This window comes from Acinetobacter sp. YH12063 (genome assembly GCF_013419715.1).
Classification (GTDB): Bacteria; Pseudomonadota; Gammaproteobacteria; order Pseudomonadales; family Moraxellaceae; genus Acinetobacter; species Acinetobacter amyesii.
The window spans coordinates 15165-35083 of the sequence record NZ_VOZO01000012.1 but is presented as its reverse complement, the minus strand read 5'-3'; the positions used below and the strand labels follow the sequence as shown (position 1 = coordinate 35083).

The 19919-nt window shown below is 40.5% G+C and carries 21 protein-coding genes; 9 read left to right on the top strand and 12 right to left on the bottom strand.

Annotated elements, in window-relative coordinates; genetic code table 11:
* Positions 1–45: 45 nt before the first annotated feature.
* The 9 genes from FTU12_RS13020 to FTU12_RS12980 all read right to left on the bottom strand — a co-directional run bounded on the left by FTU12_RS13020 (position 46) and on the right by FTU12_RS12980 (position 9180).
* The gene (locus FTU12_RS13020; RefSeq protein WP_180065454.1) at positions 46–1935 is read right to left on the bottom strand and encodes a M48 family metalloprotease; all 1890 of its coding nucleotides are present in this window, start codon (positions 1933–1935) and stop codon (positions 46–48) included.
* Positions 1936–2026: 91 nt separating this feature from the next.
* Positions 2027–3565, bottom strand: coding sequence for an amidophosphoribosyltransferase (gene purF, locus FTU12_RS13015; protein ID WP_078188865.1), 1539 nt, complete (start codon positions 3563–3565; stop codon positions 2027–2029).
* A gap of 24 nt (positions 3566–3589) precedes the next feature.
* A complete protein-coding gene (locus FTU12_RS13010; RefSeq protein WP_078188866.1) occupies positions 3590–4177 on the bottom strand; it encodes a CvpA family protein in 588 nt (195 codons plus the stop codon).
* A gap of 5 nt (positions 4178–4182) precedes the next feature.
* Positions 4183–5184 (bottom strand): quinone-dependent dihydroorotate dehydrogenase, encoded by a 1002-nt coding sequence (locus FTU12_RS13005; protein ID WP_180003012.1) that lies wholly within the window; start codon positions 5182–5184, stop codon positions 4183–4185.
* A gap of 90 nt (positions 5185–5274) precedes the next feature.
* Positions 5275–5754 (bottom strand): type II secretion system protein GspM, encoded by a 480-nt coding sequence (gspM, locus tag FTU12_RS13000; RefSeq protein ID WP_180041322.1) that lies wholly within the window; start codon positions 5752–5754, stop codon positions 5275–5277.
* Positions 5754–6893: a type II secretion system protein GspL gene (gene gspL / locus FTU12_RS12995; protein ID WP_180026854.1), complete on the bottom strand. Its 1140-nt coding sequence runs from the start codon at positions 6891–6893 to the stop codon at positions 5754–5756. Before gspL ends, gspM begins: the two co-directional genes overlap by 1 nt.
* 27 nt (positions 6894–6920) lie before the next feature.
* The gene (locus FTU12_RS12990) at positions 6921–7376 is read right to left on the bottom strand and encodes a histidine phosphatase family protein (protein ID WP_078193626.1); all 456 of its coding nucleotides are present in this window, start codon (positions 7374–7376) and stop codon (positions 6921–6923) included.
* Positions 7377–7455: 79 nt separating this feature from the next.
* Positions 7456–8529 (bottom strand): NAD(P)H-dependent glycerol-3-phosphate dehydrogenase, encoded by a 1074-nt coding sequence (locus FTU12_RS12985; protein ID WP_180023883.1) that lies wholly within the window; start codon positions 8527–8529, stop codon positions 7456–7458.
* 60 nt (positions 8530–8589) lie between these two features.
* A complete protein-coding gene (locus FTU12_RS12980; RefSeq protein ID WP_171525909.1) occupies positions 8590–9180 on the bottom strand; it encodes a nitroreductase family protein in 591 nt (196 codons plus the stop codon).
* A gap of 212 nt (positions 9181–9392) precedes the next feature.
* Here FTU12_RS12980 and FTU12_RS12975 point away from each other — a divergent pair, with 212 nt between their 5' ends.
* Positions 9393–9782: a hypothetical protein gene (locus FTU12_RS12975; protein ID WP_078188876.1), complete on the top strand. Its 390-nt coding sequence runs from the start codon at positions 9393–9395 to the stop codon at positions 9780–9782.
* A 114-nt stretch (positions 9783–9896) separates the two neighbouring features.
* Here the strand turns inward: FTU12_RS12975 and rhlB are convergent, their stop codons facing one another.
* Both rhlB and FTU12_RS12965 read right to left on the bottom strand, forming a co-directional pair.
* Entirely contained in the window at positions 9897–11048 is a 1152-nt protein-coding gene (gene rhlB / locus FTU12_RS12970) for an ATP-dependent RNA helicase RhlB (protein ID WP_078193628.1), read from the bottom strand.
* Between the two features lie 99 nt (positions 11049–11147).
* On the bottom strand, positions 11148–11360 hold the full coding sequence (locus tag FTU12_RS12965; protein WP_005014923.1) for a cold-shock protein: 213 nt from the start codon (positions 11358–11360) through the stop codon (positions 11148–11150).
* A 415-nt stretch (positions 11361–11775) separates the two neighbouring features.
* Between FTU12_RS12965 and FTU12_RS12960 the strand changes: the two genes are divergently transcribed.
* The 6 genes from FTU12_RS12960 to FTU12_RS12935 all read left to right on the top strand — a co-directional run bounded on the left by FTU12_RS12960 (position 11776) and on the right by FTU12_RS12935 (position 15326).
* Entirely contained in the window at positions 11776–11970 is a 195-nt protein-coding gene (locus FTU12_RS12960) for a sulfurtransferase TusA family protein (protein ID WP_078189214.1), read from the top strand.
* 143 nt (positions 11971–12113) lie between these two features.
* Positions 12114–12983, top strand: coding sequence for an RNA polymerase sigma factor RpoH (gene rpoH / locus FTU12_RS12955; RefSeq protein WP_078188879.1), 870 nt, complete (start codon positions 12114–12116; stop codon positions 12981–12983).
* A gap of 171 nt (positions 12984–13154) precedes the next feature.
* Entirely contained in the window at positions 13155–13520 is a 366-nt protein-coding gene (locus tag FTU12_RS12950) for a DUF423 domain-containing protein (protein ID WP_078188880.1), read from the top strand.
* Between the two features lie 56 nt (positions 13521–13576).
* The gene (gene thiS, locus FTU12_RS12945) at positions 13577–13774 is read left to right on the top strand and encodes a sulfur carrier protein ThiS (protein WP_180007313.1); all 198 of its coding nucleotides are present in this window, start codon (positions 13577–13579) and stop codon (positions 13772–13774) included.
* A gap of 12 nt (positions 13775–13786) precedes the next feature.
* Positions 13787–14572: a thiazole synthase gene (locus FTU12_RS12940; protein WP_111885685.1), complete on the top strand. Its 786-nt coding sequence runs from the start codon at positions 13787–13789 to the stop codon at positions 14570–14572.
* 67 nt (positions 14573–14639) lie between these two features.
* Positions 14640–15326 (top strand): hypothetical protein, encoded by a 687-nt coding sequence (locus FTU12_RS12935; protein WP_180007314.1) that lies wholly within the window; start codon positions 14640–14642, stop codon positions 15324–15326.
* Between the two features lie 80 nt (positions 15327–15406).
* Here the strand turns inward: FTU12_RS12935 and FTU12_RS12930 are convergent, their stop codons facing one another.
* Positions 15407–16018 (bottom strand): glutathione binding-like protein, encoded by a 612-nt coding sequence (locus FTU12_RS12930; protein ID WP_180114542.1) that lies wholly within the window; start codon positions 16016–16018, stop codon positions 15407–15409.
* A 215-nt stretch (positions 16019–16233) separates the two neighbouring features.
* Here FTU12_RS12930 and FTU12_RS12925 point away from each other — a divergent pair, with 215 nt between their 5' ends.
* Together FTU12_RS12925 and FTU12_RS12920 are read left to right on the top strand one after the other, a co-directional pair.
* Positions 16234–17676 carry a SulP family inorganic anion transporter gene (locus FTU12_RS12925; RefSeq protein ID WP_180114541.1) on the top strand — a complete coding sequence of 481 codons (1443 nt, stop codon included), beginning with the start codon at positions 16234–16236 and terminating at the stop codon, positions 17674–17676.
* 289 nt (positions 17677–17965) lie between these two features.
* Positions 17966–19906 (top strand): sensor histidine kinase, encoded by a 1941-nt coding sequence (locus FTU12_RS12920; protein WP_180114540.1) that lies wholly within the window; start codon positions 17966–17968, stop codon positions 19904–19906.
* The last annotated feature ends 13 nt before the right edge of the window (positions 19907–19919 follow it).

The window sequence follows — 19919 nt, the reverse complement described above, 5'->3', positions numbered from 1 at the left end:
CTTAAAATTAAACAATTTATTCATAAATCAAGCCGCTATAAATAATTATACGATCATCAAACTATTTTTCTTTTGCATTAGTTCAACTATCTCAGCTGATTCAAATCCAATACGCCAATATAGCAACTGCAAAACATCCAACTCATCTTGCGTGATAATTCGATCATTCCATAGACATACTTCTGCAACCCCAAGGATGCTTAAACGCTCACGCAGCAACAATCCTGAAATATCATTTAGGATTTCAGCCAAGTCTATTGGCTCATCAGAAATATCACGATAAAACTCTAGTTCTTCTTTCGTTAAGATTCGATTGAGGATTTTTTCACGTACTTCGAGTTGGTTATCACTGTTAATTTGTTGCACATGCAACAAGGCATCAATCAAACGCACAATACTCGGTTTTACATCTTCTAAAGATGTAGGTGTATGTGCAGGCAACAGATTTAACTCATATTTGACTGTTTCAAGTAGTAATGCATCGAGCAAACCAATTTCACCATCTTCCTGAATAATTTTGGCCAGCTTGGTTAAGAACTGCCGTGAAATTGTTGCTGGCATGGTACCAATATTTTTACATGCCTCATGAAAAATTGAGATATGCACACGACCATCAAGATTCAATAATGCATCTACAATCGCACGACTCACTTCAGCTTCAGTCGGAATAAACTCTCGATACTGACGAATCATTAAAATAGCAACCATCACCTCACGCGAACCCGTTGCTGTTTGCAAGGCACGTTGGATCAATTCAGGCCGCTGCCAATTTTCACGAATCTCGGGGTTTAACGGTTTAATTGCATCTCGTATCGCAAAACTAATCGGTGACAAGCGCAGTAAAGGTAATGGTTGTGGCGAGTTCCATGGTGTTGCAACATCTGGATTAGCTTCTTCTAGTGAACGGAATAAATAAAATAGCGGTTGGTTTCGCAGTTTTTTTAAATTTTCTAGTTGTAAATCATGAATGAGCGCTGGATTTAATTCAAAAATGCGCTGTTCAATACTCGGATGAATATTCATCCAGTTTTGCGGACTGAGTGAGTTTGCAAAACACATATGAGAAATCGATTCCGCATATTCACTATGAATTTGCGAACCTGAATGATGCACATAAATCCTTAATAAGGTTTGAATATTGGCATCATTTTGAATCAGACGTTTGGTTTTCTGATCATTGCGATAGGTTCGAGAACCCAAAGAGATATATTTAATAAAGCGGGAAATCAAAACACCCAAGCTTCCGATCAACCAAATGACCGCGCCAATCGCTACAAAGAGGGTTTCAAACTTATTGTCCCGTGCTTGTCCATTTTTATAGAAACCACGTTTTGCAATTTTACTACCCCACTGACTAAAGGTCGTCAAACCGCTATATAAGATTTTCAAACGGGTATTTTCCGCAGCTTCCCCTGACAAGATTTTATTAAATTCATGGCTCAGCAAACCATACATTTCCATCTCATCTAAGGTTTGTAATGCACCCCAGGTTAAAATGATCGATGTATCTCGAGGGCTAAAACCTGCGGTGAGTGCATTTACACCCACTTCATCGGGTAAGACATAAAGTGCAGGAGTATCGATTAGAAAGGTATCTGCCAGCTGCTCAGTCATACGCAGTGCAACACTTTCTTCAGGAATACTTTCTATCAGACTCAGACGACGCGCACCCAACTGTTTAGCAAGTGAATAACCACCTAAGCGAAAGGTGTAAAAATCATAGAGAACTGAAACCAACATAATCAGCAGCACAGCCGCCACTAAAAATGGGCTAAGGACATGCCAATAGATAGACTGAGTGAAATCATAATAATCCACAATTAAACCGACAATTACATTAATAATTGCGACGGTCAAAAACACTGCCGCCATACACATGGTGACAGGCCAAAACATATTTTTGTTTTTTATAAAATCATAACCCACACGTCTCAATGTAATACCCTTAAGCTACATTGTCTTTTGTTTGCTCATCATAAATGAAAAAAGCGGGAAATTCCCGCTTTTTCAGTATGTTTTCAGCAGATTATTCTTCGCGAACACCTGTTAAATCCACAGAAGCTGCATCAATGTTCACATCGATATAAGCTGGCTTTTCATTTTTTGCAGAGTCATTACGCTTACGCTCTAATGCTGCTAAATATTCAGCATCAATACCGCCTGCCACATATTTACCATCAAATACCGAGCAATCAAAGTCCTGTAACTCAGGGACTTTCTTGGTACGTACTGCAGATTTCAAATCTTCCAAATCTTGGAAAATTAGGCGATCAGCACCAATGATTTCACGAATTTCTTCTACACTTCGTTCAGACGCAATCAGTTCAGATTTGGCTGGCATATCGATACCGTACACGTTTGGATATTTCACCATCGGTGCAGCAGACGCAAAGAATACTTTTTTCGCACCCGCGTCACGCGCCATTTGAATGATTTCGTTACAAGTCGTACCACGTACAATCGAGTCATCGACCAATAGTACGTTTTTGCCTTGGAACTCTAGCTCTACAGGGTTTAGCTTTTGACGCACAGATTTCTTACGAAGTTGCTGACCCGGCATAATGAAGGTACGACCGATATAACGGTTCTTCATGAAGCCTTCACGGAATTTCACACCTAAGGTATTTGCAAGCTCGAGCGCAGAAGTACGTGAAGTATCAGGAATTGGGATCACGACATCGATATCGTGCTCATCGCCCCATTCACGTAGAATTTTCTGAGCAAGTTTTTCGCCCATTTTCAAACGTGCTTTGTAAACTGAAATACCATCAATAGTCGCATCTGGACGCGCAAAATATACGTATTCAAAGATACAAGGACGATATTCAGGGGCTACTGCGCACTGCTTGGTCGACATCACGCCATCAGCAGTAATATAAATTGCTTCACCCGGTGCAATATCACGTTCAACCTTAAAGCCGAGCGCTGTAATTGCGACAGATTCAGACGCAATGATATATTCCATACCATTTTCAGTTTCACGCGAACCGTAGATCAATGGACGAATACCATTTGGATCACGGAAACCCACAAGGCCCTGACCTGTGATCATAGCAACAACCGCATAACCACCTTTGCAACGTTCATGCACACGTGAAACCACGTGGAATACATCTTCAGCGCTTGGTGTAAGTTTTGCGCGTTTTTGCAATTCGTGAGCAAATACGTTTAACAATACTTCTGAGTCTGAATCGGTGTTCATGTGACGTAAGTCAGTCGTGAACAAGTCATCATGAATTTCAGCAGCATTGGTTAAGTTACCATTATGTGCAAGCGTGATGCCATAAGGTGAGTTTACATAGAATGGCTGAGCTTCAGCACTGCTTGAAGAACCAGCAGTTGGGTAACGAACATGGCCAATACCATAATTACCCTGTAATGCACGCATATGACGTGTGTGGAACACATCACGCACCATACCCGTATCTTTACGCAGGAATAAACGACCATCCTGACAAGTTACGATCCCGGCTGCATCCTGTCCACGATGTTGTAACATCGTTAACGCATCAAACAACATTTGGTTAACAGGTGATTTACCAGCTATACCAACTACTCCACACATAGCAACCTCGCAGACAAGCTAGGGTTAATAAAAAGGATTATTTGTTGACTCACCCGATCCAGAACGTCCGTGCTTGTTCTGCGACTCAGATGGGAGGTCTGAAGATTTCTGAGCATCTTCAGACTGAATATGATGAAGTGCTTGATTTGCAGCATCTTTGGACAATTCGGTTGCCCAAGGCGCATATGGCAATAATGACTGAACCATTTTAGATTGTTTCCAATGTGGTGAACTTTCTACCCAAGGACCTAGCCCCTGCATAGTGATCAGCACCACCAACAATCCTTTTAAGCTTCCAAAAACACCACCTGCCAGTCGATTTAACGGACCGAGCTTTAATGTTTTCAAAATACTGTTCAATAACCATGTCGCGACCCAAGTCATGACTACAATCAACAATACAATAAATGCGAACGCGGCAATCTTCTGTACCACTGGATCTGTACTTAAAGATGTCATCGAAGGTGCAAGGACGGTTGCATACTTTGCCGCAATGACAAGTGCAAGAATCCATCCAATGAAGTTCGCAAAGGCTTTTACAAATCCTTGACGCAAACCGTTAAGCCCTCCAATGAGCAAAATAATCAGTATAAAGATATCAATGGTATTCATGATATTTACAATGCGTCTACGCAGTCTTTTACAAGTGTCGGACCTGTATATATGAGGCCACTATACACTTGTACAAGGCTAGCTCCTGCTTTTTGTTTCGCAACAGCATCCGCGCCCGACAAAATACCACCTACACCGATCAATGGAATTTGACCGTTTAATACTTTAGCAAAAGCCGCCAAACATGCCGTACTTTTTTCAAAGACTGGCGCACCGGATAGACCACCTGCTTCATCACCATATGGAAGGCCTTCAACACCTTCACGTGACAAAGTCGTATTGGTAACAATCAGACCATCAATTTTAAATTTTAACAATTGTTGGGCAATAAAATTAATGTCTTCTGGTTCTAGATCTGGTGCAACTTTAAGTACTAAGGGTACATAATGTTGATTTTCATCCGCCAACTCGAGTTGACGTTTCTTGAGCGTCTCTAACAGTTCAGTCAAAGCATCACCGCTTTGTAAGCTGCGAAGATTTTTTGTGTTAGGAGATGAAATATTAACCGTAATATAAGAAGCGTAGTTATAAACTTTTTCTAGACAAATCAGATAATCGTCAACTGCTTTTTCAACAGGTGTGACTGCATTTTTACCGATATTGATCCCAAGTACACCCTTAAATTTTGCAGCTTTGACATTTTCGATCAGCTGATCCACGCCATCGTTGTTAAAACCCATACGGTTAATAATAGCTTTTGCTTTCGGTAAACGAAATAAACGAGGTTCAGGGTTACCTGATTGTGGAAGTGGTGTAATTGTACCAATTTCAATAAAGCCGAAGCCCTGGCTCGCCAGCGCATCGATATAAGCACCGTTTTTATCAAGACCGGCTGCTAAACCAACAGGATTAGGAAATTCGATTCCCATACATGTCACTGGTTTAGACGCCACGTTTTGACGCATCATTCCCATCTTGTGAGAAGATTTCAACAGCGATAATGTCAGCTCATGTGCACGCTCTGGTGCTAAAGTAAACAACAAAGGGCGGGCTAGAGAATACAACATATCTATAAAAGTCTACTGCTTTTTAAGTCGGCATATTATAGGCACAGCACAAATAAAACACCATGCTTAGCAGATCTTTATTTTTACCGATTATTGTACACTCGCTGTTAATTTGATCTGTCCCGCTTCAGAACTTAACTCCATCTTTTCAATACTTAAGCCCATTTGAACCAATTGAGTCAAAAAATTGGCCAGAATTGCATAATTTTCATGCATCACTGCAATCTGTATTTGCTCACCGACTTGTTGAGATGCCACGGATAAACCCTGTTGTTGCGATACCCGCTGAACTTTTTCCAACGCGCTCAGTTGTGTATCACCTGCTGGTTTCATCGTGACGGCATTACTTTGCATCCAAACAACAGTATCCTTAAGTTCATTCACGCGCTTTTGTTGAAAATTTGCAGCTTTGTTCATATAAAACAGTGCCGAACCAATCGCTGCCACTACAACAAAAATTGTGGTAAAGATCACCATGACTCGTTCACGAGTAGAAAGTTGGTCTAAATAATCAGTGATGCGCTCAATTTGCCCATCTATACGTTGCTGTAGGTTTTCCATTTTTATCATTATTGTATTTTCACCAATCCAATCGCGCCGTTGGCACTTGGTTGAATATTCCCTAATTCGACTTTAAAACCTTGTTGTTTTAATTGATCAGTTAGGGTTTGTAGTACTTCTGCCGAATTAGCTTTTAACTCCATATTCAGCATCGAGGCTTCATAGCTCACACGATTTGCAGAAATTTGGTTTTGCATTAAAACTGGCCCGACACGGCTCAGTAAAGACAAAGCCTGTGCATTGCCCGTTTGACTCTGACGCAATTGTGATTCGAACTGGCTTTTCAGCGTTTGTTCGGTCACAGGATAGCTTTGACCAAACCAATATTTAAATTGATCAATCGCTTGTGCCGCAGTGATATTGGCCACTTTTTTGTATTGATACCAGCGAACTGCATCATAACTAAACTGAGTAATTAGAGCCGCAACCAAAACAGCTGCACAAGCTTTCCAATAACCGCTTACACCCGTATTGGTTTTGGCTTTCGGCAAAACATTCAGTGGATGTTGTTTCGGTTTTTTTATATTGGGTAATTCATAATGAAAAGATTCAATGTGATCATGCGTTACAGCGGCTTCAAGACTATGCGTCTGATCTGAACTTAGATTTGAAATCTTATAGTTCGGCTGACCAATTTGATAATCTAAGTACAAAGCCAAATCATCAACAGATTGCCCGACATATTCACCATTTCGGACCAATAAATGACCGCTGACATTTGCCAAAACATGTTGCCCAGCTTCTGGGCTTGGCAAGACCAAAAAGTCAGGTAATAACGAAATGACTTTTACAGGAATTAGCGTCAAAGCATGCTGCATCGTTTCGACTGTACTATGCGCAATCCCCATGACCGTTAATTCATCCGGACTTTGAAAATGATGCAATACTTTCATTGCATCCAAAGGCAAAATGACATATTCCTCAAGTAAATATTTTACGCCGTCTGGGCCAAGTTTTTTATATTGGTTTTTTGGAAAAATTTGCTGAATGATTTGTACATCACGACTTGGAAAGAAAACAACCGCTTCCTTTCCCGCATGCGGCTGAATTTCCTGAATCAATTGTTCAAGTGTCGATGACTGCTTCCAGAAATCCCCTTCTGACCATTGCCAAACCCCATTGGCTTCGGGCATCCATAAATACAACATTAATTTTTCTGCCGTTTTAATTGGTTTTTATGTTGATGGTATAAACGTTTTAATTTGTGTTGATAACCCTGGAGCAATGACCGCTTGTTCATAAATGCGCGCTTCTGCCAAAGCATAGGGATTAAAATATTCTGAGACCAAAACACTGGCCATATGTGCCACAACGTTCATATGGCACACCACCACAATAGACTCATAGGGTAAATGTGACAACCATTCCACTGCAACTTTGGCATCATCTTCCGGTTTGATGGCATTACAAATAACCACAGGCACATGTGGAAAATGTTTTTGCAAAGATGAAAGTGTTTGCTGCGCACGCAGTAGCGGACTCACCACAAAAACGTCTGGTTGAATTATATCTTTCAAATATGCTGCAGTTTCTGCCGCTTGAGTTTGTCCACGCGCTGTTAAAGGACGCTTTTCATCATTCCCCATTACAGGTGGAGCAGCTTCGCCATGCCTAACCAATGTCAGTTGCATAAAATTTCCTTATTCTATTCCGCACATTATATACAGCCAGTATGACAAAGCTATGTGTATTGCATATTAATCAGCAAACTTAAACTTGCTGATGTGGCAAGACAAATTCAACATCACTACGATGGCCATTTTTCATCAATGACAATGCAATGTTCAGGGCCGGCGCACCTTCAAAAATCACTTCATACAATGCACTGGTAATTGGCATATATACACCGAGCTCTTCAGAGCGTGCGCGTACTTGCACAATGGTATTAATCCCTTCCGCAGTTTGTCCTAGTTCTTTGGTGGCTTGTTCTAAGCTTTTACCACTACCGAGTGCAAAGCCAACTTGGTAATTGCGGCTGAGTGGACTACTACAGGTTGCAAATAAGTCACCTACCCCAGACAGCCCTAAGAAGGTTAATGGGTTTGCACCCAATTTCACTGCAAAGCGGCTCATTTCTGCCAAAGCACGTGTCAAAATCATACTCTTGGTATTTTCACCGACACCATAAGCCGCAGCTAGACCCATCGCGACTGCATAGATATTTTTCAGAGCACCGCCCAATTCCACGCCATGCACATCATCACTGGCAAATACACGGAACAACGCACTGTGTAGCGCTTGTTGAACTGCATAACGAACCAGCTCAGATTGGCTTGCGATCACTGTTCCTGCTGGTTGTCCTGCAACAATTTCCTTCGCCAAGTTTGGCCCTGAAAGCACACCATAAGGGACTTCAGGAAGTTCTTCACGAATAATATCGCTCATAAAGCTAAAGGTATTGGCTTCAATACCTTTGGTTAAAGACACCACTGCTTGCGACGTGATAAAAGGCTTGATCTGCTGTAAAACACTACGGAAAGAATGGCTCGGAATGGCCACCAAAATAATGTCACGATTACATACTGCTTTTTCTAAATCTGAAACAGCAAGCAAACTTGCTTCTAATTGAAAATCTGGCAAGTAACGTTTATTAATATGTGTTGCATTAATGTCCGCAGCTACCGCCTCATCACGAATCCATATCATGGTGTCACAGCCATTACGTACTGCGGTATTGGCCATCGCAGTACCAAAACTCCCACCACCCAACACCGTAACACGTAGTGCAGTTTTTTGGTCAACTGACACAGGGCTAACAAGACTTGCAAAATCAAGTTCTGACATTGTTCTTTTATCCTAATTTCTTTACTGATCGAACTTCATCAATCGATCTATTTTTCACTTTTATTGGTTTGCTTTATGCCAATGGCTTACAAAGTCAGCAGACTGTATTTCAGCACGAGGTGGAATTGCTTTCACAGCTGTACCGATATAAATAATGCCTGAAATCAAATCGTTTTCCGTTAAGCCTAAGGCTTGTTTAAACAATTTAGATTCAACCACCGCCCCACTACGCCACATGGTTGAAAAGCCCTGTGCTTGTAAAGAGAGCAAAAAGTTTTGTACTGCTGCGCCTGAACTTAAAATTTGTTCGAAATGCGGAACTTTGGGATGATCTTGTAATTGAGTTAAAGCCAAAACCAATAGTGGCGCACGAAATGGATGGTGTTTCACACGTTCCAACTGCGCTTCTTCTGTTTGTCCAGTATCGGCTAAAGCATGTGAAAGCAACTCACCAAATGCTTCACGTTCAGTTTCAGGAATAATCACGAAACGCGTAGGCTTAAGACGATGATGATCTGGCGCCGTTAAAGCGGCTTGAAACGCATTTTCCAATTGCTCAGCATTCGGCGCAGGTTCAATTAAATGACCAATCGACTGACGCTGATGAATATTTTGATGAACTGTATCAACTGCTGATTTTAGAATTGACATCTATACACTGTACTTTAAAACGTTTGCTCAAGATTAGCATATTCTCAATAACTTACTCTAGAATGTTTACATCAGACTCGGTGCTTATTTGTTAAGTCAGCTTTATTCACAGATTTACTATAAAAAAACCGCATAACTTGTACAGCAGTTCCCTGTTCTATAAGAAATTTTATGTTCAAATAAATCAAATTGTTTCTAACTCGGGGCACCGCATGAAAAAATTCAACAAAACTGTTGCCATTGTTAGCACGCTAAGCGCAACTGTGCTTTTAGCTGCATGTACATCTACGCCAACAAAATCTTTAGCGATTCAAAAACCGAATAATCAATATGAAGTGACTGCCGTAGGTAAAACCAGTTTAGCGGCAAAAAATAATGCAATTGCAGCAGCAAATAGTACCTGTGGTAAAAATGCGACCCCTGTCGTCGTGGATGAAAAGCAAGAATACAACGGTGTTTTAAAAGGCGTGGTCGATGAAAAGACAGGTCAAATGATTCAGGCTGCGGCTGGCGTACTTGGCACCATTACAGGAAATAGCGGCAGTATCAGCAAAGATGATGATTACCAAACTGTACTGACCTTTAGTTGCCGTGCCAACTAAAACGTTAGTCTGTGATGTCGTTTTGTCATTAACTCAAAATGAAATTGTCGTTATGAAATAGTCGACATGAAATAAAAAAGCCTGCAAATCTGCAGGCTTTTTTTGAAGCAAAAATTAGCAATAACCGTCTAAACGGGTTAAAGGTAATTTTTGACCAATGGCTTTTTCAATTTCAGGTAGTGAAAAAGCATCATCTTCAGACAAGAAACTAATACTCACACCACGAGTACCTGCACGACCTGTACGACCGATACGGTGTACATAATCATCAGACTGTTCAGGAAGTGTAAAGTTCACGACATGAGAAACACCATCGACATGGATACCACGACCTGCAACGTCTGTTGCAATCATGATGTTATGTTGACCATTTTTGAACTGATCAAGCATTTTCAAACGTTTATCTTGAGCGATTTCACCTGACAACATCACCACTTTATAACCATCTTTTTTGAGGTGATCATAAAGTTTACGCACTTGATCACGACGGTTGGCAAAGATCATGACCTTTTCAATTGGTTCATCACGTAAGATGTCTTCCAATAATTTATATTTATCAGACTTCGCCACCATGTATACACGTTGCTCTACATCTGCATTGGTTTTTTTCTCAGGTTCAATTTCAACTGTAACGGGTTCAAACAACCACTGCTGTGCAAGATTGAGCACGTCATAACTAAACGTCGCAGAGAACATCAAAGTTTGTCGTTGTTCTTTACGTGGTGAAAAGCGCACGATACGTTTCACTGAAGGAATAAAGCCCATATCTAAAAGACGGTCAGCTTCATCGATCACTAAAAATTCAATTTGATCGAGCCAAACTTCTTTTTGTTCCACAAAGTCAATTAAGCGACCTGGGGTTGCAACCATAATGTCGACAAAATTACGATTTAATAGATTTTTTTGCTTATCAAAATCTACCCCACCGAGCAAAGTCATGACATTGAGATCAGTGTATTTCACTAAATCTTTTGCATCACTTTCAATTTGCAAAGCAAGTTCGCGCGTTGGTGCAAGAATCAATGCACGCGGTTCACCACGATAACGCTGTTCTTTAATTGGATTATTCAACAAGTCATTGATCACACTGACCAAGAAAGCCGCAGTCTTCCCAGTACCAGTTTGAGCACGACCAATAGCGTCATGTCCAGCCAATGTAAATTTTAAAACCTTTTGCTGAATAGGCGTCATATCCTTAAAACCTAAAGCATCAATGGCTTTTTTAAGGTTCGGATGTAAATTTAAGGTTTCAAAACCTGATGACATATAGATGTGCCCTAATTGAATAATCACAAAATTGCTGAAGCATTATAAACAAAAAACGCCCCAATTTACATTGGAGCGTTTTTGAGTACATTCAGACGATTAGTCTAAAGGTTGTACTTCTTCAGCTTGGAAGCCTTTTTGACCTTTAACAACGCTGAATTCTACGCGTTGGCCGTCACGAAGTGAACGGTGGCCTTCGCCCATAATTGCGCGGAAATGAACGAATACGTCGTCGCCGCCGTTACGTTGAATAAAGCCAAAGCCTTTAGTGTCGTTGAACCATTTAACAACGCCTTGTTCACGAGCTGTCATAAGTTAATCCTTATCGTATTTAAAAAAGAAGGACCACCCGGTGTTGCAAACAGCAGACCAAACAAGGTTAAAAAAAATATTTTTATTTCTAAGCTTGTAATCATTCTGTAAAACTATCAACAAAATCCCGGTTACATCCAAATATATCAAGAGTTAAGAGGCTTCACAGCCAACAAAAATCTTAACAACGCAACGAGCTTAACACGGGTTTACCGCAATTAATAGATTTTTTTGATCTATTTTCCTTTTGAATATTCTTATTTTTTCACATCGTTTGAGTTATAAATTACAAAGGATTTTTACCTATTTTAGGTTGGGATTTGGCACTGTATTTGCTAATATTTCCATTGAAATGTAAACATGTTGGATCTGCTTCGTGAGTGACAGCCAAAATTCGCTTTTAACTGTAGATGCAATGGGTAAACCCTGCCCGATGCCACTATTGATGCTCAAAAAAGCTTTAAAGAAAAGTCCAGACCAATCTTTATTGTTAAAGTCATCCGATCCGCACAGCCAACAAGATGTATCACGATACTGTCAAATACATCAGTTAAACTGTGAAATGCGCAAAATTTCCGATTCTGAGTTTCATTACTTGATTGAATCTTAAAAAGATTCAGTTAAACTAAATTGCTTCATAATTGAATAAAAGTTTACATTTCTATACCCAATTTTCCATAATTTACGGAAATATTGGATTAAGATGAATCTTAGTTATTGGGCTTACCCATTTTTAGTTCTCAAGGAGAAAACATGAGTGACAGCAGCAATCAATTGATGCCCCTGTCATTATCGGCACCTGGGGTGAATCTTGGTGCTTATATTAGTACTGTTAATCAGATTCCAATTTTATCGGCCGAACAAGAAAAAGAGCTGGCCGAACGTTATTATTATGACCAAGATTTAGACGCAGCTAAAATGCTTGTGATGTCACATCTTCGTTTTGTTGTACATATCGCACGTAGCTATGCAGGCTACGGCTTGCCACAAGGTGACCTGATTCAAGAAGGTAACTTGGGCTTAATGAAAGCGGTAAAACGTTTTGACCCAAACATGGGCGTACGTCTCGTATCTTTTGCTGTGCATTGGATTAAAGCAGAAATTCATGAATATGTGATTCGTAACTGGCGTATTGTCAAAATTGCGACCACTAAAGCACAGCGTAAATTATTCTTTAATTTACGTAGCTTAAAAAAGTCGTCTAAAAAATTAACTTTGGCTGAAGCACAGTCAATTGCCAATGACTTAAATGTGACACCCGAACAAGTCTTGGAAATGGAAGGCCGTTTAACCGCTTATGATGCTGCGTTTGAAGCTCAAGGTGATGATGACGATGAAGGTTCGACCCATGTCGCTCCTGCCCTTTATCTCGAAGATAACCGTTACGACCCTGCGCGTTTAGCGGAAGATGAAGACTACGAAGAACAAAGTACTTCAGCTTTACATGAAGCCATGGATCAGCTGGATGATCGTTCACGTAACATCTTACAACGTCGTTGGTTAGATGACGAAAAGTCGACGCTACATGAATTGGCGGCGGAATATAATGTATCTGCTGAACGTATTCGTCAGTTGGAAAAAAATGCGATGGAAAAAATTAAAGTCGCAATGTCTTCAAACTAAGTTGAAGGCTTTTCCCAGTCATACTAAAAAAGAGCATTTCGATGCTCTTTTTTTTATGCCTGAATATTGTCGAATGACAAACTGCAACACAAAAACTTTGGGCATTTTTGCTTTAACCCTGCGCGCTAAATATGCTATGGTTATGCGCAAATTTTGTTAAGGTGAATGCACATGTGGATTGCCATTTCCGCACTTAACTTAGCTTTTGCTGTGATGCTTGGTGCCTTTGGTGCACACGGATTAAAAGCGCGCGCGACTGAAGCCCAATTGGCTTGGTGGCAAACTGCAACGGACTATTTCTTTTATCATGCACTGGGCTTACTTGCCCTCGCGATCTTATCCAAAGTCATTCCCCAACTTCCAATAAAAGCCAGTTTCCTACTTATACAAATTGGTATTTTCTTCTTCTGTGGTTCTTTATATGTGATGGCTTTAGGCTTACCACGCGGTCTCGGTGCAATTACCCCGATTGGTGGAGCGCTGATGATTGCTGGATGGCTTATATTGGCATGGAATGCGTTTAAATACGCAAAATAATCAACAGCAGAATTGGCCTTACTCAATAGGTAAGGCAGCAAGATCGGAATCCACAAATGCAAATCTATTTAAACGGCGAAGCTACACAAACCGAATGTGTCAACCTCTTGCAATTGGTTCAACAATTACAACTGGAAGGCAAACGCTTCGCTGTTGAAAAAAATGAAATGATCATCTCGAAAAGTAAATTGGAACAAACCCCAATTACTGAGCAAGATCATATTGAAATTATTCATGCCGTAGGTGGCGGCTAAAATGGAGCTCCCATGGAAGATACACCCCTAATCATTGGTTCACGTACATTTAATTCACGACTTTTAGTTGGTACAGGTAAGTACAAGGACTTAACGGAAACTGACCAGGCCATTCAAGCCAGTGGTGCTGAAATTGTGACCGTTGCCATTCGCCGTGTGAATATTGGTCAGCATCCAGACCAGCCGAACTTGCTTTCAGTGGTTCCACCTGAGAAATATACGATTTTGCCAAATACAGCAGGTTGTTTCGATGCGAACAGTGCGGTCCGTACTTGCATGTTGGCACGAGAACTCTTAGATGGTCACAATTTGGTTAAACTTGAGGTTTTAGGGGATGAGAAAACCCTATATCCAAATATTACTGAGACTTTAAAAGCTGCACGTACGTTGATTGACGATGGCTTTGAAATCATGGTTTATACCTCAGATGACCCAATAGTGGCACAAGAACTCGAAAGCATGGGCTGTGTAGCCATTATGCCTTTAGGTAGCCTTATTGGCTCAGGTTTAGGCATTCTCAACCCACATACTATTTCGATCATTAAAGACAACGCCAAAGTGCCTGTCTTGGTCGATGCCGGTGTAGGTACCGCAAGTGATGCAGCGATAGCGATGGAATTGGGCTGTGATGGCGTATTAATGAATACGGCAATTGCAGCAGCTCAAAACCCTGTTCTAATGGCTTCAGCGATGAAAAAAGCAGTCGAAGCCGGTCGTGAAGCATTCCTAGCAGGACGTATGCCGCGTAAACGCATGGCAAATGCCAGTTCACCTGAAACCGGATACTTCTTTAAATAAGAACTCATTCACGGTATAAAAGAGGACTCTATTGAGTCCTCTTTTTGATTTTGAAAACCTGATAACAATGAAAAAATCCCATATATTGTGTACTTTGAGTCTTTGTGCCGCATCTAGTTGGCTGTCTGCCCAAGTGCCTAGCACAGCCAAATCACTTGCGCCTCAAGGTTGGAACATTTTGATGACTACGACTGGCGACCTAAACAAAGATCAAAAGCCAGATATTGCGATGATCGTGGAAAAACAAAAAGTCGATGTGGCGACCTATGATGACGATGGCAAAGTCGTTCATAACCATCCACGAAAACTCATCGTGTTTTTTAAAACCGCAAAGGGATATCAACGTATCGTTGAAAACAATAGCATCCCTGTCGCTCAGCAACCCAATTCATGCTTACTTGACCCACTTGCTGAAGCAGAAGACATCCAAATCAGTAAAGGCAATTTACTCGTTCATTTTAGTTATTTTATGGCTTGTGGTGGCTGGGAATGGCCCCGACATAGTTATACCTTCCGTTGGCAAAATCAACGCTTTAACCTGATTGGTTTTGACTACAGTAGCTTTCACCGAGCTTCAGGTGAAGAAACATCGAAAAGCTATAATTTTTCGACCTTAAAACGTAAGGAAATTGTAGGCGGCAATATGTTTGAAGATGCCAAAACTCAAACCAAATGGTCAACCTTCAAATCACCACAGCAACTGACGCTTAAAAATATTAACTTTGATGATTTCTATACACAGTTCGAGTACTAAGTTGAACCTGAGCAATGCCAATCTAGCAATAAACAAACCGCCAATTTCGGCGGTTTGTTTATTCAATTTCAAAACTTAACTTAAGGAATTAAACCTTCATCACGCATCGCAATTTGAACTGATTGACGCTCTGCAACTTTGTTGCGTAAAGCAATGATATTTTTATATGGCGTTAAATCATGACCGATGCCATTTGACCAATTTGTCAGTACAAAGAGATAGGCATCTGCAGGGCCAAAGTTATCATCGACTAAATAGTCGTTATCCGATTCACCAATCGCTTTATCGATGTATGTCAATAAACAATCAATTTCTGCATAAGCTTTTTCTTTAGCGTCTGCATCTAGTGGAGCACCAAAGAATACGGCATAAGCATCATGTAATTCTGAGTTCAAATAGCCAAGCCATTCTAAAACTTTGGCACGACCTAAACCTGATGGCGGAATTAAATCTTGTTTTGGATCATGCTGTGCAAGAAACGGTAAAATTGCCACATTCTCGGTCAGGATCAAACCTGGGTTAATTTCTAATGCAGGTACATAACCTTTTGGGTTGATCTCGTAATAATCCACCCCTTTTTCTGTTTTATGTTTTTTTAGGTCAACACGGACCAAATCAAAATCGACATTAATTTCATTTAAAATTATATGTGATGCTAATGAACATGCACCTGGAGAATAATAAAGCTTCATATCTGATCCTTGTTATGTACTATTCAATGTTTTAAATCTCTTCTGTCAAACTTTCAAGTGATCAAACCTGTAAATTGCAAAAAAGCGTAAATGCTGAAACACATATACTCTTTGACTATTGTCCATTATCAAGAAGATTTCAAGTCAATCTGTTATGCATTTTTATACTCAGTTGTTTTAACATAGCCGCGTTTAAGATTTGATGAAAAGTTACCGTGTTACAACTTAAAAAAGAACAATGGTTTTCCAATATTCGTACTGATGTACTCGCTGGCTTGGTGGTTGGACTTGCGTTGATTCCAGAATCCATCGCCTTTTCAGCTATTGCTGGGGTTGACCCTCAGGTTGGTTTGTACGCTTCGTTTTGTATTGCCGTCACCATTGCCTTTTTTGGTGGTCGTACAGCAATGATTTCAGCTGCTACGGGTGCGATGGCCTTACTTATGATCACTTTGGTCAAAGATCATGGTTTGCAATACCTTTTGGCTGCCACGGTTTTGACTGGTGTGATTCAGATCATTGCTGGCTATTTTAAAGTCGCAAAACTTATGCGCTTCGTCTCGCAGTCAGTGGTGTATGGTTTTTTAAATGCACTCGCGATTTTGATTTTTGTCGCACAGCTACCTGAAATGTCAAAGATGGATAGTTGGGGCTATGTCTTTATGCTTTTAGGGCTTGCGATTATTTATCTTTTTCCATATCTACCTAAAATTGGCAAAGCCATTCCATCACCGCTGATTTGCATTATTGTCCTCAGTAGTTTGGCATTATTTTTAGGTGCTGACCTGCGTACTGTGAGTGATTTGGGTAAGTTTCCAGAGACTTTACCTATTTTCTTGATTCCTGAAATTCCTTTCAATCTTGAAACCCTCACGATTATTTTTCCCTATTCCATTACCCTAGCAACAGTTGGCCTATTAGAAACCATGATGACCACGACAGTGATCAATGAAGTCACTGGAACTGAAGGTGATCGTCATCAGGAATGTTGTGGTCAAGGGATTGCTAATATTGTCAGTGGCTTTATGGGCGGCATGGCTGGCTGTGCCATGATTGGGCAGTCGATTATTAATGTTAGTTCTGGCGCGCGAACTCGCCTTTCCACTTTGGTTGCAGGTGTATTTTTGTTGTGTTTGGTGGTGTTCTTAAAAGACTGGTTGGCTTATGTCCCAATGGCGGCCTTAGTCGCGATTATGGTCATGGTGTCATTCACTACTTTCCAGTGGAATTCCGTCAAGCAATTTTCAAAGCATCCAATGTCTTTTAATGTCGTGATGATTGCTGTGGTGATCGTGGTGCTTGCAACACATAACTTGGCGCTTGGCGTATTGGTTGGTGTGCTCCTCTCTGCGTTGTTTATTATCAATCAACTGGAAAGTTCGGTAAAAGTCATATCAGAACTTAAAGACAACGTCCGTAGTTACACGGTCTATGGGCAAATTTTCTTTAGTAGCTCTGAGAGTTTTTATCAATTTTTTGATTTTCAGGAGATTGTTAGTCATGTACGAATTGATCTGAGCCATGCCCATATTTGGGATATTACCTCAGTCAATATTTTAAAAAATGTCGTGCAAAAATTTGAGTCAAAACACATTCAAGTAGAGGTCTTTGGCTTAAATGAAGCAAGTAGCACTTTACTTGACCGTGTCAGTGACTAATGGATTTTTGAATATTCACTTTGAATCAAATCAATTTTCAATAAAGTGTGACCTATTGAAACCCTATGCAGGATGTATATAGCAAAGGGTTTCAAAGATCGAAGCTCTGATGTGTAATGACATTACATATAATACTAAGCCTATAAAAAAGAGAAAAATTCACCATTCATTCGATTTAACTGTATAATTCATCTCATAAAATTATAACTATTAAAAATAAAACAAAGATTTGATGTGACTTTCTATATATTTTTTTAAATTGTGGATACACAAAATTGGGGGAATTTTGATGGTTTGGTTTTGGTCACGACACTGCATTCAAGCAAATCGGCTGCTGGTCTTAGCGAGTCAATTTTGCCTGCTATGTTGTATCGCTATACCCAGTTTTGCCAATGCCACCCCACAGATCTCAAGCAGTCATTGTCCTGTTGAAATCACCCATATTGCCACAGCTAAAAGCGCTGTCGAGCAAGAGCGCCCACGTACAGGTTGGCAAAATCTGCAAAAGCTTCCAGACACTTGGAATAAACGTTGGCCGGATTATCATGGTATCGCTTGGTACAAAATCCAATTTAAATTGAACTGTGACCTCCATCAGTTAAATCAGCCCATTGCTATCGCCATACAAGGCATCACCCAAAGTGGACGGGTTTACATCAACGATGCCCTACTTTGGCAAGACTATATTTCAGTAGAGCATTTTTCGAGAAGCCAACATCAACCTAGACTGTTTAACTTGCCTAGCTCGAGTTTAAAGCAAGGTGTAAACACCATTTGGGTGCAAGTGTATGGTTCGGTGACCCAAAAATCAGGACTCAGTTCAGTTCAAATTGGGGAATACCAGCAAGTCTATGACACCTTTAAAATTTGGTTACTCGAACAACGACAATTAGTCGAACTCAATACGATGATTAATTTCGTCGTGGCTGTGTTCTTTTTTTTAGCATGGCTCGCCAATCGTAATGAAAGAGCTTACTTATGGTTAACCATCACAGGCATGGCTTGGGTATTTTATAGCCTGTGTATTATTTTTAATGGACCAATTTCATTTCTAACCACCGTACAGGTCGACCGCCTACAAAATATCATTTTCTGTTTTTATACGGTTTTTGGCTGTATTGGTGCGTGGTATTTTGCAAACCATCCTTTCCCGAAAATTCAAAAGCTGTTATTAAGCCTTGCCACTATCGCAGCACTCTGTATCGGTTTTGCACCAGAGGCTTATTTAAAGACCGTCATCCAAATTTGTTTTAGCTTCTTTGTTTTGGTCTTTGTGGCCAAATGTATTAGCTACCCCTACTTGGCGTATAAAGCCAAAATGGCTGAAACCTATTTGCTTGCAACGCTGTATTTGATTTATTTACCAATTGCGGTACATGATGCGCACTTTATGATGACCATGGAAGGCCATGCGCTCTCACCATATACTGGCCCACTAACCACCCTCGTTTTGGGCGGGGTACTGGCTTTGCGTTTAGCTCGACACACCCGTCAAATTGAACGTTTTAATAAGACCTTAACTGAAAATGTACAACGAGCTGAACTGAAACTCGCCACTTCACTTGGTCAACAACATCAACTCGCACTTGAAAATGCACGACTTCAAGAACGAATTCATTTATCTCATGACTTACATGATGGTTTAGGCGGATCAATTGTCCGTTCAATTTTACTGTTAGAACAAAATGATAAAATTGAAAAACCACAAATCATGTCGATGCTTAAACTGTTCCGTAATGATTTAAGACAAGTCATCGATTCAGGTTCGAGTATAGGGACGAAAGTTCCGGACACCCCGATCGAATGGGCGGCGCCGATTCGCCATCGCTTTGTACAGCTCTTTGAAGAATTAGACATGAGCTCAAGCTGGAAATTTGCTGCCGAATGGATTCACTCACCCACTGCAACTCAATGTCTCAATTTGACTCGTGTCGCTGAAGAAACCCTGACCAATATTCTAAAGCATAGTCAGGCTAGCAAAGTTCAAGTCAGTTTGTGCGAAACAGAGACTCAACTGATATTACGTATTGAAGATAATGGTATAGGCTTCAACCCTAACGATGTTGAACAAGGTCTACATGTTGGTCTACATAGTATGCAAACACGAATCCATCGTATCGGTGGTGAATTTAAAATACAGTCACAGCCGGGTTGTACCGTTATTGAGGCCATTTTGCCATTTAAACCTGATGGTGCTGACAGTGAAGATCTTGATGAAAAAACAGCCTAGATTAATGTTAATT

Excerpts from the sequence above, each read along its gene's own strand:
- purF (WP_078188865.1), bottom strand. The coding sequence starts at position 3,565 with ATGTGTGGAGTAGTTGGTATAGCTGGTAAATCACCTGTTAACCAAATG.
- FTU12_RS13010 (WP_078188866.1), bottom strand. The coding sequence starts at position 4,177 with ATGAATACCATTGATATCTTTATACTGATTATTTTGCTCATTGGAGGG.
- FTU12_RS13005 (WP_180003012.1), bottom strand. The coding sequence starts at position 5,184 with ATGTTGTATTCTCTAGCCCGCCCTTTGTTGTTTACTTTAGCACCAGAG.
- gspM (WP_180041322.1), bottom strand. The coding sequence starts at position 5,754 with ATGATAAAAATGGAAAACCTACAGCAACGTATAGATGGGCAAATTGAG.
- gspL (WP_180026854.1), bottom strand. The coding sequence starts at position 6,893 with ATGTTGTATTTATGGATGCCCGAAGCCAATGGGGTTTGGCAATGGTCA.
- FTU12_RS12990 (WP_078193626.1), bottom strand. The coding sequence starts at position 7,376 with ATGCAACTGACATTGGTTAGGCATGGCGAAGCTGCTCCACCTGTAATG.
- FTU12_RS12985 (WP_180023883.1), bottom strand. The coding sequence starts at position 8,529 with ATGTCAGAACTTGATTTTGCAAGTCTTGTTAGCCCTGTGTCAGTTGAC.
- FTU12_RS12980 (WP_171525909.1), bottom strand. The coding sequence starts at position 9,180 with ATGTCAATTCTAAAATCAGCAGTTGATACAGTTCATCAAAATATTCAT.
- FTU12_RS12975 (WP_078188876.1), top strand. The coding sequence starts at position 9,393 with ATGAAAAAATTCAACAAAACTGTTGCCATTGTTAGCACGCTAAGCGCA.
- rhlB (WP_078193628.1), bottom strand. The coding sequence starts at position 11,048 with ATGTCATCAGGTTTTGAAACCTTAAATTTACATCCGAACCTTAAAAAA.
- FTU12_RS12965 (WP_005014923.1), bottom strand. The coding sequence starts at position 11,360 with ATGACAGCTCGTGAACAAGGCGTTGTTAAATGGTTCAACGACACTAAA.
- FTU12_RS12960 (WP_078189214.1), top strand. The coding sequence starts at position 11,776 with ATGGGTAAACCCTGCCCGATGCCACTATTGATGCTCAAAAAAGCTTTA.
- rpoH (WP_078188879.1), top strand. The coding sequence starts at position 12,114 with ATGAGTGACAGCAGCAATCAATTGATGCCCCTGTCATTATCGGCACCT.
- FTU12_RS12950 (WP_078188880.1), top strand. The coding sequence starts at position 13,155 with ATGTGGATTGCCATTTCCGCACTTAACTTAGCTTTTGCTGTGATGCTT.
- thiS (WP_180007313.1), top strand. The coding sequence starts at position 13,577 with ATGCAAATCTATTTAAACGGCGAAGCTACACAAACCGAATGTGTCAAC.
- FTU12_RS12940 (WP_111885685.1), top strand. The coding sequence starts at position 13,787 with ATGGAAGATACACCCCTAATCATTGGTTCACGTACATTTAATTCACGA.
- FTU12_RS12935 (WP_180007314.1), top strand. The coding sequence starts at position 14,640 with ATGAAAAAATCCCATATATTGTGTACTTTGAGTCTTTGTGCCGCATCT.
- FTU12_RS12930 (WP_180114542.1), bottom strand. The coding sequence starts at position 16,018 with ATGAAGCTTTATTATTCTCCAGGTGCATGTTCATTAGCATCACATATA.
- FTU12_RS12920 (WP_180114540.1), top strand. The coding sequence starts at position 17,966 with ATGGTTTGGTTTTGGTCACGACACTGCATTCAAGCAAATCGGCTGCTG.